The 14757-nt window shown below is 65.7% G+C and carries 10 protein-coding genes; 5 read left to right on the forward strand and 5 right to left on the reverse strand.

Annotated elements, in window-relative coordinates:
• From ASD69_RS06330 to ASD69_RS06350, 5 genes are all read right to left on the reverse strand, one after another.
• The gene (locus tag ASD69_RS06330; RefSeq protein ID WP_056175174.1) at positions 1 to 3036 is read right to left on the reverse strand and encodes a TonB-dependent receptor; all 3036 of its coding nucleotides are present in this window, start codon (positions 3034 to 3036) and stop codon (positions 1 to 3) included.
• A gap of 260 nt (positions 3037 to 3296) precedes the next feature.
• Positions 3297 to 6323, reverse strand: coding sequence for a TonB-dependent receptor (locus ASD69_RS06335; RefSeq protein ID WP_056175178.1), 3027 nt, complete (start codon positions 6321 to 6323; stop codon positions 3297 to 3299).
• An 81-nt stretch (positions 6324 to 6404) separates the two neighbouring features.
• Complete coding sequence (locus ASD69_RS06340) at positions 6405 to 7424, reverse strand: LacI family DNA-binding transcriptional regulator (RefSeq protein ID WP_056175181.1); 1020 nt, start codon at positions 7422 to 7424, stop codon at positions 6405 to 6407.
• A gap of 162 nt (positions 7425 to 7586) precedes the next feature.
• The gene (locus ASD69_RS06345) at positions 7587 to 7862 is read right to left on the reverse strand and encodes a BolA family protein (RefSeq protein ID WP_056176659.1); all 276 of its coding nucleotides are present in this window, start codon (positions 7860 to 7862) and stop codon (positions 7587 to 7589) included.
• Between the two features lie 11 nt (positions 7863 to 7873).
• Complete coding sequence (locus ASD69_RS06350; protein WP_056175184.1) at positions 7874 to 8173, reverse strand: YciI family protein; 300 nt, start codon at positions 8171 to 8173, stop codon at positions 7874 to 7876.
• Between the two features lie 180 nt (positions 8174 to 8353).
• Between ASD69_RS06350 and ASD69_RS06355 the strand changes: the two genes are divergently transcribed.
• The 5 genes from ASD69_RS06355 to ASD69_RS06375 all read left to right on the forward strand — a co-directional run bounded on the left by ASD69_RS06355 (position 8354) and on the right by ASD69_RS06375 (position 14750).
• Positions 8354 to 9604, forward strand: coding sequence for a zinc-dependent metalloprotease (locus ASD69_RS06355; RefSeq protein WP_056175187.1), 1251 nt, complete (start codon positions 8354 to 8356; stop codon positions 9602 to 9604).
• Between the two features lie 569 nt (positions 9605 to 10173).
• Positions 10174 to 11187: a ScpA family protein gene (locus tag ASD69_RS06360; protein ID WP_082576297.1), complete on the forward strand. Its 1014-nt coding sequence runs from the start codon at positions 10174 to 10176 to the stop codon at positions 11185 to 11187.
• 92 nt (positions 11188 to 11279) lie between these two features.
• On the forward strand, positions 11280 to 12251 hold the full coding sequence (gene scpB / locus ASD69_RS06365) for an SMC-Scp complex subunit ScpB (protein ID WP_056175191.1): 972 nt from the start codon (positions 11280 to 11282) through the stop codon (positions 12249 to 12251).
• Positions 12248 to 13948 (forward strand): pseudouridine synthase, encoded by a 1701-nt coding sequence (locus ASD69_RS06370; protein WP_056175194.1) that lies wholly within the window; start codon positions 12248 to 12250, stop codon positions 13946 to 13948. The genes scpB and ASD69_RS06370 overlap by 4 nt, the downstream gene beginning before the upstream one ends.
• 130 nt (positions 13949 to 14078) lie before the next feature.
• Complete coding sequence (locus ASD69_RS06375) at positions 14079 to 14750, forward strand: SMI1/KNR4 family protein (protein WP_056175197.1); 672 nt, start codon at positions 14079 to 14081, stop codon at positions 14748 to 14750.
• Positions 14751 to 14757 lie beyond the last annotated feature (7 nt).

The following is a 14757-nucleotide window of genomic DNA, read 5'->3' on the forward strand; positions in this document are numbered from 1 at the left end:
CTACCAATCTACGCCGAACGTGAGCTTGAACGTACGCGTCGGCTGGTCGATACCGTCGCCGTTGCGCCGTCCAAAATTGGGGTTGGGTCGCGCCGGTACGTTCGGGTTGGCCGGGTTGAAACCGTTACCGCGACCGCTGTCGAAATTGTTCCAATTGCGCCAATTGAACACGTTGAGCACGTCGCCGCGCACCCGCAACTTCAGATCGGTGCCGGTGTCCCACACCTTCTGCAAGCCTACGTCCAACTGCTTGAAGGCGATGTCCTCGCCCGGAAAGTACGGGTCGAAGTAACCGTTATTGACGTCGACGGCCATGAAGTTGAGGGACTCGCGCGCGATCGGGCTGGTCAACTTGAGCTTGGCCGAGAACGTCATGTCCCACGGCAAGTCGAAGATACCGGTGGCCACGAGGCGGTGCTTGGCGATGCCCAGCGCCTCCGTGAAGGCGACGTTATCGAGATCGGGATAGTCGAACGAGAACGTATCGGAGTTGTTGCGGTTTTCCTTGGCGTCGCTGTAGGTGTAGGCCAGGCTGACGCCCCAACCCGACTCCTGCGTGTACGGCTTCTCCAGCGACAGCAGCAACGAGGTCAAGCGCGTTTCCACGGCGTTGCGGCCGATCAGCAGCTGACCGAAGCCAGGCAGATTGGCCGGCGTGGTGTTGCCGAATGTGCGGCCCGGCGGGAAGAAGCTGCCGTCCGGGCGGCGATTGCCGACCGAGAACAGGATGCCGTCGTGGCTGAGCACGTGCATCACCGTCACCGACGAGTTCCAGTCGTGGCCGAACATTCCGAAGCTGTTGCGCATGCCCAGGCTGAACTGGTCCGAGTACGGCGTCTTCAGGTCGTTATCCAGCAGGACGACCTGGGTGCCGCGATTGGGATTGGCCGCGACCAGCGCGTCCAGCTCATTCTGATTGAGGTACTTGGGATCCCAGGTCAGGCAGCGGTCCGGGGTGCTGGCGGTGCACACATGTCCGGGACCGTTGAAGAAGTAGGTGTAGCTCTGGAAGGCCAGGTTGTAGCGTTCGCGCGCCAGGAAATCGAACTGGTTGCGATTGTACGAACGCCCGGCGCCGCCAAAGATCACGTGGCGCTGATCGCCGGCGAAATCGTAAGAGAAGCCCAATCGGGGCTGCCAGGCATCCTTGAACGCCTTGCGGTTGTTGCCGGTGCTGATGAAGTCGTTGTAGTCGTAATCGACGCGCGCGTTATTGATGTTGGGATAGTTGCGCAAGGCGGCAACCACCGCCGCCGGCGTGACGAAATCCTCATAGGCCGGAGAGGTCTCGTAATCCCAACGCAGGCCCAGGTTCAAGGTCAGGTGCTCGTTGACCTCCCAATCGTCCTGCAGGTAGATGCCGAACTGCTTGTTGTCCGTTTCCACCGGACCGGTCTGACCGATGCCCGTCGAGGAGAAGTTGACCTCGTAGGGCTGGGTCAGACTGCGATTGATGTCGTAACGGAACTGCGGATTGGCGGGCTGACGCTGGTAGGCGCTGATGTCGACCAGCTTGTACTTGAAGCCGGCCTTGATCGTATGCCCCTGCCAGCCGAAGAAGGTGAAGTCGTTCTGCAGCGCATAACCCTTCTGACCTTTGTTCTGCAGGTTGGCGCTACCGCCGGTGTTGAAGATGGTCTCCATCACCGGGTTGTTGAGGTTGACTTGGTCGGCGCGCGGCACGCGAAGGTTGTAGCCCGGCGCATCGGTGAGCGGCCGCGGGCCGAAACTCACGTCCTCGAAAGTCAGGTGGGCGTCGTTGAGCCAGTCGGCCGCGCTGTACTGGTAGCGCAGGTCCAGCCGGGTCTCCTCGCCCGCGTTGGAGGTACCGTAGGCGCCGGCATTGACGCCGCCGATGCTGCCCGCCGTCACCTCCTCCTCCTTGCGGTGCTTGGCGGTGAACTCGAGCAGGTTGGCCTCGTCGATCGCGAAATCGATCTTGCCGAAATACAGGTCCTCATGGAACGGCGCGGCCTTGGTGTCGCGGGCCGCATCCTGCAGGAAGCCGGGCAACTGATCGATGCGGAAGTTGCGCCCCGGTGCGACCTCCTTCGGCGTCAAGTAATCCTTGCCCTCGTAGGTCAGGAAGAAATGCATGCGGTCCTGCAGGATGGGGCCGCCGAAGGCAACGCCGTACTGCTCTTCCTTGGAGCGGATCTTGTTGCCGCTCTTATCCTCGATCACCGTCGGCGCGCGCCAACCGGTGAAGGTGCCGTCCCAGAACAGGCTGCCCGAGAACTCGTTGGTGCCCGAACGGGTCACCGCGCTGACCGCCGCACTGCTGAGCTGGTCGTACTCGGCCTTGTAATTGGAGGTGATGACCTTGTATTCGGCGATGCCGAGCTGCGGGAACGGGTTGCCGCGGGTCGAGTCCTGGCCCGAGATGCCGCCCTTGAGCACGTAGTCCTTCTGGCCTACACCGTCGATGAAGACGTTGATGCCGTTGGCCAACTGGGCGCCGCTACGCAGCGAAATGGAGCCGTCGGTACCGGTACGCGTCTCCACGCCCGGCACGATGTCGGCAAAAGCGAGGAAGTTGCGCGAGGCCTGCGGCAGCGCTTCGATCTGCTTGCTGGAGACGTAGGTCGCCACCTCTGAGGTCTTGGTCTCGAACACCGGCGCCGCGGTCACCGTCACCTTGTCGATGTCGGTCGCATCGGCTGTCGGCGCGGTTTCGGCCACGCCTCCGGTCGACAAGTTGAGTGTCGCCGTCTGGCCGACCTGCACGGCGATGGTCTTGGAGTTGGTCTGCCCGCCCGCGCTCACGTCGATGCGATAGGTACCCGGCGGCAGGCCGGCCACCGAATAGCTACCGTTGGCGCCGGACTGCACCGACCGGCTCAGGCCTGTGGCCACGTTGGTGGCGGTGATCTTGGCGTCTGTTGCCGGCGCCGAATCCACAGTCACCTGACCGCGGATGGTGGCGGCAGTGGACTGCGCCAACGCGGCCGGGGCGGCCAGCGCCAGGCAACTGGCCAGAGCGCAGGCCAGCAATCTCGGCCTGGGCCGACGCACACAAATTCGATAAGACTTCATCGGGTTTCCCTCTCCCCAAAAGGGTCGGCTGCAGCGTTCGGCCAGGTCCTTGGCGTGGATGGTGCGCGCCGACATTCATCGGCCCCAAACCACGACGCCGGTGATGGCGTCGTGGTCGGGAAACGCAGGGCGGCGGCGGCTGTCGGCATCAAGCTGTGGTTTTTTGTTGACTGGAGCGGCCGAAGCGCGGTCGCGAATGTGGGTGCGGGGTGCCACGATGCATCGCCTGCCGCCCGTTGAGGGGCGGCAGGCGGATGGGGTTACCAGTTGAAACCGAGCGAGAGCTTGAAGGTACGGGTCGGTAAGGCGATGTTGTCGTTGCTCCGCTCGCCGAAATTGGTACTTTCGACACCATTGACGCCACGGAAGGTATTGAAATCGACCCAATTGCGTTCGTTGGTTACGTTGAAGATATCGGCGCGGACCCGAAGCTTCAGGTCTGTACCGGTATCCCATTCCTTTTGCACGGCAATATCCCATTGGCGGTACGTGGCGTCATCGAAATAACCAGCCTCGAACGTGCCATTGGCGCATCCATCCTGACCTGGGTTGGTCGGAGCAAGGCAGTTGAGCACGTCCTTGGCTATGGGGCTGGCGATCGTCACCTTCGTGGAGAACGTCAGACCCCAGCGCGTAAACATGCCGGTACCCACGAAGCGGTGCTTGGAGATGCCGATCGAACGCACCCAGGGAGCATCGTTCAGGTTCGGGTAGTCGAATACATAGTGCTCGTCGTTGTTTGCCGCGTTGCTGCGGTTTTCTTCCGCATCGGTGAAGGTGTAAGCCAGGGTCACGCCCCAAGGCGACTCGTTGGTGTAAGGCTTCTCAGCCGACAACAACAGCTGGTTCATCCGAGTCTCGACGCCATTGTCCGCCTTGATCAAGGAACCGAAGCCGGGAATGCGCTCACCGAAAGGTGCACCGCCAAACGTACGACCTGGACCATAGAAGGTGCCGTTCGGATAGCGGTTACCGAGGGAGAAAACGATGCCGTCGTGGCTACGGATGTGGACCACCGACACCGAAGTGTTCCAATCCTGGTTGAAAACGGCAATCGTATTGCGCATGCCGAGACTGAACTGATCGGAGTACGGAACCTTGATGTCGTTTTTGATCAGATTGACTTCGGAACCTAGATTAGGATTAGCCGCAACCAAGGCATAGAGTTCTTGCGGGTTGTAGTACTTCGGGTCCCAGTTAAAACAGGTCGTGTTGTTGACCGCGCAGGGATCGCCGGCAACATTGAATTGAAGGTTGTACGACGGGAACGTGCTCTTGGACTGCTCCAGAGCGATGTAGTCGAACAGGTTGCGATCGTAGGCGCGGCCCGCGCCGCCGAAGATCACATGGCGCTGATCGGCGAACAGATCGTAAGAGAAGCCAAGACGCGGCTGCCAGGCATCCTTGAATGCCTTGCGATTGCGTCCGTTGCTGATGTAGTCCTCAATGTTGTAGTCGACATTGGCGTTATGAATGTTCGACCAAGAACGCAGAGCGGCGACCAGATTGGCCGGCGTCACATAGTCTTCGTAACCCGGCGTGACTTCATAGTCGTAACGCAAGCCGAGATTGAGCGTGAGCTTGTCGTTGACGGCCCAATCGTCTTGAAAATAGATGCCGTATTGCTTGTTGGTCGACTGGATATCGCGATCCCCAGTGCCGGGGAGCGGTGCACCGAAGCGGACCTGAAACGGCTGAAAGGTCGACAACGAGGTGCGGCCTGCGTCGATGTTGGCTGGCAAATTGACGCCGAACTGCGGGTTGTAGGGCTGTTGCTCGAAGGAATTGACCTCAATCGACTTGTATTTCACGCCCATCTTCATGGTGTGGCCTTCCAAGCCACTGAAAGTCAGGTCGTCCTGGAATCCCCAGCCTTTCTGCCCCTTATCCTGATAGTCCTGACCACCGCCGACATTAAGCACGGTGCCGCGATTCCTATTCAGAATATTGAAGCCGTTGGCCAGCGTAAGAATGCGCGGACTGAAGGCGTCGTCCTCAAAGGTGACGTGCGCATCGTTGAGCCAATTGATACCGCTCCACTGATAACGCAAGTCGATGCGGGTACTGTCGTTATTCTTGTTCTTGCCGTAGGTCCGAGTGTTGCGGTCACCGATGTCCTGAATATCGGACTCATCACGGACCTTGCCGGAAAGCTCGACCAGATGCGCGTCGCCAGGCTGCCAAGTCAATTTGCCGAACCATAGATCCTCGTTGAACGGCGTCGAGGTCGGGCCAGTCAATGCCGCCAAATCCGGCGTCAGCGAATAACCTGGTTCAAGTCCGGTCGCCGAAATCGTACGCGGGATCTTGAACTCCTTCGCCTCATAGGTCACAAAGAAGAACAACCGGTCCTGGATGATCGGCCCACCGAATGCGGCCCCGTACTGGGTTTCGCCGGACGGGGCTTTAAGGCCCGTCTTTTCCTCTGCGGGGGTCGGCGCACGCCAATCGCGCGTACCGTTTTGATCCCAAAAGAAATCGCCATGAAATTCGTTGGTGCCGGACTTCGTCACCGCGGTCACCGCGGCGCTGCTGATCTGGTCGTACTCGGCCTTGTAGTTGGAGGTGATGACCTTGTATTCGCCGATCGCGAGCTGCGGGAACGGATTGCCGCGACTGCCCTGCTGGCCGCCCACGCCTCCTCCAAGCACGTAGCCCTTCTGGCCGACGCCGTCGATAAAGACGTTGATGCCGTTGGAGCTCTGAGCGCCGCTGCGCAGCGAGGTCGAACCGTCCGACTTGGTGTCGAAGATCATGCCAGGCACGATGTCGGCGAACGCCAGAAAGTTGCGCGAGCCTTGCGGCAGTGCTTCGATTTGACGCTGACTGATGTAAGTCGCGACCTCCGACGTCTTGGTCTCAAACACCGGCGCAGCGGTCACGGTCACCGCGTCGATGTTGGTCGCCTCGCCCGAGGGCGCGGTCTCGGCCACGCCTCCGGTCGACAGGTTCACGGTCGCGGTCTGGCCGACCTGCACCGTAATGGTCTTGGAGTTGGTCTGCCCGCCCGCGCTTACGTCGATGCGGTAGGTGCCCGGCGGCAGGCCGGCCACGGCATAACCGCCGTTGGCGGTGGACTGCACGCTGCGGGTCAAACCGGTAGCGACATTGGTGGCGGTGACCTTCGCATCGGTCGCCGGCGCCGAATCCACGGTCACCTGACCTCGGATGGTGGCGGCAGTGGACTGGGCGAAGGCGGCGGGGGCGGCCATCGCCAGGCAGCTGGCCAGGGCGCAGGCTAACAATCTCGGCGTGGGCCGACGGGTCGAGCGTTGATACGGCTTCATATGCTTTCCCTCTCTCCAAGAAGCATTCGAGCTGAGTTGTAAACGGTTACATCGCAACGCAAAAAAAGGTCGATCAGGCGCTTAGTTGCGCTTGCTCTCCACGGATGCACTGGAGGCGCGCACGATCAGTTCCGGGCGCAAGGCCGCGCGGCCTTCGTCCGGCAAGGCTTCGCCGGCGATCTGGATCAACAGCAGCCGCGCGGCGCGGGCGCCGAGTTCGGCGATATTGACCCGCATGGTGGTCAAGGTCGGGTGCACGTAACGCGCCAGCGGGATGTCGTCGAAGCCGGCCAGCGCGATCTCGCCCGGCACGTCCACCCCACCCTGCGCGAACACGAACAGACAGCCCAGGGCCATCATGTCGTTGGCCGCGAACACCGCATCCGGGCGCTGTTTGGCACCGAGGATCTCCAGCCCGGCCTGATGGCCCGAGGCCTCATCGAAGTCGCCCGGCAGCACCCATTCCTCGGCATCGGGCAGCAGGCGATTGAGCGCGTCGCGGTAACCGCGCAGGCGCTCGTGGGCGTCGAAGTTGTCGCTGGGGCCGGCGATGAAGGCGATGCGGCGGTGCCCGGAGGCGACCAGGTGCTCGACCATCGCCACGGCGCCGCCGTAGTTGTCCACGCCCAGCGAGATCACGCCCGCGGTCGCATGTTGGGTATTGATCAGCACCGTCGGCAGGGTCGGCGCGAGTTCCTCGGCCAGCGGGCCGGGCGCGGCCACGAACGGCGACATCACCAGCAGGCCGTCGACGCGACCGCGCATGGCGCGCAACGCGGCGCCCTGCTCTTCCGGATGGCCGTGGTAGCTGGAGACCAGCAGGTGCAGACGGTGCTCGCGCGCGACCTGGTCGATGCCGCGCACCAGTTCGGAGAAGAATTCGCCGTGCAGGTCCGGCAGCACCACGCCCAGGGTCTGGGTGCGGCGGCTGCTGAGGCTGCGCGCGGCGGCGTGCGGGGTGTAACGCAGTTCATTGGCGGCGGCCAGCACGCGGCGACGCACTTCCTCGGCCACGTTTCCGTGTCCGTTGAGCGCGCGCGATACGGTGGCCACGGAAACCTGGGCCACTCTCGCTACATCTTTGATGGTTACGCTGGTCACGCCCTGAACCGCCCCTCCGCGGTTGGGATGCGGGGCCGACTGTAAACGTTTTCAAACACGAGTGTAAAGTTCGTGTTATCCAAACTGGCCTCGGCGATAAATCCTTGCAGGAACAACAGGCTTGGCCTGCCGCACATGCTGCACTGCGGCATCATGCGGCGCTCAAACCTCCCCAGGCGCCCTCGCCTTGATCGCCAGCGCATGGATATCGGTGGTCATCATCTCCCCCAAGGCCGCGTACACCGCCCGATGCCGGGCGATCGGGTTGAGGCCGGCGAAGGCCGCGCTGACGATCTCGACGTTGTAGTGCCCTCGCCCGTCCTGCGCCCCGGCATGACCGGCGTGGCGGTGGCTGTCGTCGACCACGCTGAGCGATTCGGGCGACAGCGCGGCTTCGAGGGCGGCGCGGATCGCGTCCACGCGTTGCTCGCGCGGCAGCGGGCCGGCGCTCACGGCAACACCCGCTTGAACGGGCGCACGTCGACGCGGGTGTAGACGCCGGCGGCGACGTAGGGGTCGGCGTCGGCCCAGGCGCGCGCGTCTTCCAATGAATCGAACTCGGCCACGATCAGGCTGCCGCTGAAACCGGCCGGGCCGGGATCTTCGGCGTCGATCGCCGGACACGGGCCGGCCAGCATCAGACGGCCTTCGTCGCGCAGCGCGAGCAGGCGCGCGAGGTGGTCCGGACGCGCGGCCAGACGTTGCGGCAGCACGTCGCTGCCGTCATACCCTTCGATGAGATACCACATGTGATTCCGATCAACCTCCAAGCGTGATGCGGGGTTCTGGGTTCAGCAAATTGGGGGAAATCCCGATTGCATGAACACAGGGCGAGCGCGTCCTAATCGCTGTGTCCCGCACAGGGGAACGTGACAACCGGGACATCTTCATTCGGGCGGCAGCGCCGCCATCTACTCAGGAGGAGTGACATGAAGTCGAATTCCGTGAAAGCCACGGCCGCGATCGTGAGCATGATACTCGCAGGTTCCGCGGTTGCCGCCGGCAAGCCGCTGGTCAGCAGCACCGCCACGCTGGCCAGGGCCGGCAACGACGCCGCATTGGAGAGCCTGCTGTCCAGCGCCTCGACCGCCAACGTGCGCCTGGTCCAGGTCGACGCCACCGCGGTGGACGAGCCGCGGATCGAAATCGAACTGGACGGTCGCACGCTCACCGCCAACCGCAACAAGGTCGAGCGCACCGAAACCGGTGACACCGTGTGGTACGGCAACTTCGGCCCGCGCGTCAGCGCCAAGACCCTGTCGGGCGTGGATCCGCTGAATTCGGCGATCCTGGTGCGCAGCGGCGACACCGTCACCGGCACCCTGCGCAGCAACGGCAAGCTCTATCGGGTGCGTCCGCTGCCCGGCGGCGAACACGCGATCGTCGAGGTCGACGAGAGCCGCCTGCCGGCCGAGCATCCGCACGATTACAACCGCCTGCCGACCATCCGCATGGCCGCGCCCGCGGACGACGGCCGCGTCGGCGCGCTCGGCATTCCGCCGGGACCGACGGCGACCATCCGGGTGATGGTGGTGGCGACCAACCAGGCGGTGGCGGCCTACGGCGGCAACATGCAGTCGCTGATCCAGCTGGCGGTGGCCGAGTCCAACCAGGGCTACGTCAACAGCAACGTCGGCATCAATCTGGTGCTGGCCAGCTACACCACCACCAGCTACACCGAGTCGGGCAACTTCAGCACCGACCTGGCCCGCTTCCGCGGCACCAGCGACGGCTACATGGACAACATCCACACCACCCGCAACAGCAGCGCGGCCGACGTGGGCGTGATCGTGCTCAATAACAGCTCGTACTGCGGGCTGGCCTCGGGCATCGGCTCGACCGCGGCCACCGCGTTCGCGTCGGTGTACTGGGATTGCGCGACCGGCTACTACAGCTTCGCCCACGAGATCGGGCACCTGCAGAGCGCGCGCCACGACCCGGCCACCGATCCGTCCACCAGCCCCTACGCCTACGGCCACGGCTATCGCTATCAGCCGGCCACGGGCACCCGCTGGCGCACGATCATGGCCTACAACTGCAGCCCCAGCTGCACGCGCCTGAACTACTGGTCCAACCCCAGCATCAGCTATGGCGGTGTGCCGATGGGCACCGCGACCCAGAGCGACAACCAGCGCGTGCTGGTCAACACCAAGGCCACGGTCGCCGCCTTCCGGCACTGAACGGCCTCGCCCCGAACGGCCATGCCCCTGCCGGCGTGGCCGTTCCTCGGCGCAGGCGCGCGATCCAAACCCGGGCCCGGCCCCGCGAGTCGTCCGGCCCCTCCAGCACGCCCCGCTGAACGCCGGGATACTCCGGCGTGCACCTCCAGCGCCGGCCCCCCGGCCGGCGCTGGACACTGCGCGCGCCAGCGCTTACCCTAAGTCTCAACGCCCGAGGCCGGACGCAGCGGCCCGTCGCGACAGGTTCCCCACACCGTCGCCACGACTCAGCACCGCTGCAGACCACCGGCCCGCGCCCGCAACCCTCTCGAACGTCGTCGCCACGCGGTATGCGCGGCACGGGCCGAGCCGTTCGGGCCCAGCTCCGACTTTATTGAGTTACGCCTCGCCTTCGTCCAGGCCGGACCGCGCCCGTTGCCGGTTGGCTACAGGCACCGCCCGCGGTGCCGGATCGTCGTGCGCGGATGTGGTTGCCGAGGTCTGTCTTCACCCGGCGCCGCCGAGTCGCGAACACCGCGCTCGTCGCGTCGCCATCAGCAGTACCCACGGCCCGGAGGGGCCGGCCCAGCATGACCAACGAAAACGTGTCCGACGAAGCGCAGCCCGACGAGAGCGCGCCCGACGCCTCCGCAGCGGAGCCCTCCGCCGCCGGCGCCGAGCCCGCGTCGCCCGCGCCCGACGACACCACCCCGGCGGCCGATGGCGCGGCGACGACCGCCGCCCACCGTCCGCAGCAGCAGGAAATGCCGCTGGCGATGATCCACGGCCAGCCGGTGCTGCAGATCCCGCAGGACCTGTACATCCCGCCGGACGCGCTGGAAGTGATCCTCGAAGCGTTCGAAGGCCCGCTGGACCTGTTGCTGTACCTGATCCGGCGCCAGAACCTGGACATCCTGGACATCCCGGTGGCGGACATCACCCGCCAGTACGTGCAGTACATCCAGGCCATGCACGAGATGCGCTTCGAGCTAGCCGCCGACTACCTGGTCATGGCCGCGATGCTGGCCGAGATCAAATCGCGCATGCTGCTGCCGCGCGCGCCCAACGAGGAAGGCATCGAGGAAGACCCGCGCGCCGACCTGGTGCGCCGCCTGCAGGAGTACGAGCGCTTCAAGAAGGCGGCCGAGGACATCGACGCCCTGCCCCGCCAGGACCGCGACACGGTGCCGGTGCAGGCCTTCGTGCCCGACCGCGCCTCGATCCGCCTGCCGCCGCCGGTGGACCTGAAGGAAATGCTGCTGGCCCTGCACGACGTGTTCAAGCGCGCCGAGCTGTACACCCAGCACGCGATCAAGCGCGACGCGCTGAGCGTGCGCCAGCGCATGGGCGAGCTGCTCACGCGCATGGCCGACGGCGTGTTCCACCGCTTCGAGTCGCTGTTCACGGTCGAGGAAGGCCGGCTCGGCGTGGTGGTGACCTTCCTGGGCCTGCTGACGCTGGCCAAGGAGCAACTGATCGAGATCGTCCAGGAAGGCCCGCTGGAGCCGATCTACGTCAAGTCGCTGGCGCTAATGAAGGACCCCGACGAGATCGAACTCAGCAGCGAGTTCGACCACGCCGCCAACGACGATCCCAACGCATGAGCCTGACCCTGCGCGCTTCCGCCGGCCTTGGCCGCGCATCGAACGCCGCAGCGCCGCCGCAAGGCACCTAACGGTAAGAACACGCACGCCCCATGGATCAACATTTCATCACCCGCATCGTCGAGGCCGCCCTGCTCGCGGCCAACCAGCCGCTGACCCTGGCGCAGCTGCACTCGCTGTTCCCGGAAGACCAGCCGGCGCCCGCCGACAGCGTCGAGCAGGCACTGGAAACCCTGCGCGAAGGCTGCGCGGAACGCGGCGTGGAACTGGTGGAGCTGGCCTCTGGCTTCCGCTACCAGGTCCAGTCCGACGTGCACCCCTGGGTCGCGCGCCTGTGGACCGAGCGCCAGACCCGCTACACCCGCGCCACCCTGGAAACCCTGGCCCTGATCGCCTACCGCCAGCCGATCACGCGCGGCGAGATCGAGCAGGTCCGCGGCGTCGCGGTCAACAGCAACATCATCAAGGCCCTGGAAGAGCGCGAGTGGATCCGTGTGGTCGGCCACCGCGACGTGCCCGGCAAGCCGGCCCTGTTCGGCACCACCAAGACCTTCCTGGACTACTTCGGCCTCAAGCGCCTGGACGAGCTGCCGCCGCTGTCGGAGCTCAAGGACATCGGCGAGCTGGAGCCGCAGCTGCAGTTCGACGGTCCGCCCGCGCCCAGCCAGATCGAGGCCGGCGGCATCGGCAACGCGGGCGATGAGGACGGCGCGGCCGGCAACGATGAAGCCGATGGCGAAGACGCCGGCAATGACGAGACCGCCGGCGACGACAGCGACACCGCAACGAATGCCAGCGACAACGAGGCCGTGGATCTCGACGATGGCGACGCCGAGCCCGAAGCCGGCGACGAAACCCAAGACAACGAAGACGCCGCCGGCGAACCCGCCGACGACGATCAGCAAGATTCCGAATCCGTCCCCATGGACGACCCCGATGCCGCGCCGGGCGAGCGCGCGGCAGACGCGAACGATCACGAGCAAGACCCTCACGCCGTCGAGACGACGACCGTTCCGAACACAGAGGCCGAGTCCGAAGACGACCGGCCGGAGCAACAGAAATGAGCGAACAAAAACCCCGCAAGCTTTCCCTGAAGCGCAGCGGTGACGCCGCCTCCACCGAGGCGCCGCGTCTGGAAGAGCGTCTGCACAAAGTGCTGGCGCAGGCCGGACTGGGCTCGCGCCGCGCGCTGGAACAGCGCATCGCCGACGGCCTGGTCAAGGTCAACGGCGAGACCGCGCAAATCGGCATGAGCATCAAGGGCGGCGACAAGATCGAGCTCGACGGCCGCAGCTTCGTCGCCAGCGCGCTGACCGAGCCGGCCCGCGTGCTGATGTACAACAAGCCCGAAGGCGAAGTCACCACCCGCGAAGACCCCGAAGGCCGCCCGACCATCTTCGAATCCCTGCCGGCGCTCAAGGGCGCGCGCTGGATCGCGATCGGCCGCCTCGACATCAACACCACCGGTCTGCTCCTGCTAACCACCGACGGTGAGCTCGCCAATGCGCTGATGCACCCGTCGTTCGAGGTCGAACGCGAGTACGTGTGCCGCGTGCGCGCGCCGGAAGGCCAGGACAAGGTCGCCGACAATATCGTCGACCGCCTCGCCCGCGGCGTCTCGCTCGAGGACGGCCCGGCCAAGTTCGACGAGATCGAGCGCGTCGGCGGCAGCGATTCGCACGACTGGTTCCGGGTGGTGGTGAAGGAAGGCCGCAACCGCGAAGTGCGCCGCCTCTGGGAATCCCAGGGCTGCCAGGTCAGCCGCCTCAAGCGCATCCGCTACGGCAGCGTCTCGCTGCCGCGCGAACTGCTGCGCGGCCAATCGCAGGAGCTCGCTTCCGACAAGGTCGAGTCGCTGCGCGGCGAACTGGGCCTGGAAGACGGCACGCCGTCGGCGCTGACCCTGCAGCCGGTGATCGGCCAGCGCAAGGCGGCCAAGTCCACCGTGCACCTGTCCGGCGGCGAGCGTTCGCAGGGCTACGTGGGCGGCCACAACACCGCCGACGAAGGTCGCGAACTGCGCCGCTTCGATCACGTGCGCGAAGATCGCGGCGGCCGCGGCCGCGGCGGCCCGCGCAAGCACGGCGGTCTCACGGTCAGCGGCGAAGCCGCGGCCAATCAATCGCAGAAGCCGTTCAAGCAGCGCAAGGACAAAGGTCCCAAGCCGCTGCCGGACGGCAATCCGGCCGCGTTCCGCACCTGGTACGTGCCCGACGGTGTCGACACCGGCCCCAGCGGTCATCGCAATCCCGACGCTCGCGGCCCGAAGAAGCCTTACGGCGGCAAGCCGGGCGGCGGCGGCGGTCGTGCCGGCGCGGGTGCTGGCGGCGGCGCGCGCAGCGGCGGCGGTTACGGCGGTGGCGGCCAGGGCCGCTCCGAGCGCGGCCCCGGCGGCGGTGGCGGCTACGGCGGCGAACGCAGCGGCGGCGGCAACAGCCCCTACGGCGAACGTCGTGGCGGCGGTGGCGGCGGTCAGGGACAAGGCCAGGGTCAGGGCCAGCGCTCGCGTCCCTACGGCCACCCGGGCAACGCGCCCAGCTTCCCGTCCGACCACGCCAATCCCGGCGGCTTCAACCCCTACGGCGACCGTCCGCGCAGCCCGCGTCCGGCCGGCGGCCCGGGTGGCCCCGGCGGCAAGCCCGGCGGTCGTCCCGGCGGCGCTCCGCGCCCCGGCGGCGCGCGCCCGAACGCCAACGGCCCGCGTCCCGGCGGCCCGCGCGGCGGCGGCCGTCCCGGCGGCGGTCGCGGCCCGCGCGGTTAAGCGCTGGCGAGCGGTAACGAAGAAAAGGCGCTGCGGCGCCTTTTCTTTTGCGTGTAGCCTTCCCTTCCGGTGAGATCGGCCAGCCCCGCCCCTACGCGGCAACAGCGCACTCGGTGCGACAATTCGACCCATGCACTTCGAAATGCTCGCCGCGCGCACCGGCATCGCCCTGCCCTCGTCCTTCATCAGGCTGCAGGCGGATGGCAGAACGCGCTACGGCGACAACCTGGAAGATTGGAAATCCAACTGGCTCGAGTACAGCCTGAAGGCGCAGCCACTGCTGTCGTGCGCCTACGACCTGGAATGGATAGATCCAGCGCAGGCCGATGAGATCGTAGAGGGCTGGCTCAACCCCCGCTTTCAGGACGGTCGCAGGTTTCTGCCTTTCGCCATCTCCGGCGCCGGCGACGCCTACTGCCTGATGCCCAGCGCCGACGGTGGGGTCGGCGTCGGGATGATCTGGCACGACCGGGACGACAGCGCGATCGAGTCGGCGACCTTCGAGCACTTCCTGTTCGCCGCGCTGGTCGAAAGCGCTGCCGATTTCGAACACCTGCTAGAGGATTTCTCGCCCGCTCAGGCGCGCGAGTGCGTGCTGTCCAACATACGCGTGGCCGCCGCTTATCTGCCCATGGAGCTGAATCTGGCGCTGGCGGAATCGATTCCGCAGGACCCGCCGGGCGACGAAGGCGCGACCGGCATGATTTCGCGGGCGCTGGTCGATGCGACCTTGAGCGTGTTGCCGGCGTTCGAACCGACGCGCTTCCCCGTGCTGCCGCGCTGGCGCTGCAGCGAGGGCTGACGCGGCA

It is taken from the genome of Lysobacter sp. Root604, from assembly GCF_001427505.1.
Taxonomy (GTDB): Bacteria; Pseudomonadota; Gammaproteobacteria; order Xanthomonadales; family Xanthomonadaceae; genus Lysobacter.

Excerpts from the sequence above, each read along its gene's own strand:
- ASD69_RS06330 (WP_056175174.1), bottom strand. The coding sequence starts at position 3,036 with ATGAAGTCTTATCGAATTTGTGTGCGTCGGCCCAGGCCGAGATTGCTG.
- ASD69_RS06335 (WP_056175178.1), bottom strand. The coding sequence starts at position 6,323 with ATGAAGCCGTATCAACGCTCGACCCGTCGGCCCACGCCGAGATTGTTA.
- ASD69_RS06350 (WP_056175184.1), bottom strand. The coding sequence starts at position 8,173 with ATGTGGTATCTCATCGAAGGGTATGACGGCAGCGACGTGCTGCCGCAA.
- ASD69_RS06355 (WP_056175187.1), top strand. The coding sequence starts at position 8,354 with ATGAAGTCGAATTCCGTGAAAGCCACGGCCGCGATCGTGAGCATGATA.
- ASD69_RS06360 (WP_082576297.1), top strand. The coding sequence starts at position 10,174 with ATGACCAACGAAAACGTGTCCGACGAAGCGCAGCCCGACGAGAGCGCG.
- scpB (WP_056175191.1), top strand. The coding sequence starts at position 11,280 with ATGGATCAACATTTCATCACCCGCATCGTCGAGGCCGCCCTGCTCGCG.
- ASD69_RS06370 (WP_056175194.1), top strand. The coding sequence starts at position 12,248 with ATGAGCGAACAAAAACCCCGCAAGCTTTCCCTGAAGCGCAGCGGTGAC.
- ASD69_RS06375 (WP_056175197.1), top strand. The coding sequence starts at position 14,079 with ATGCACTTCGAAATGCTCGCCGCGCGCACCGGCATCGCCCTGCCCTCG.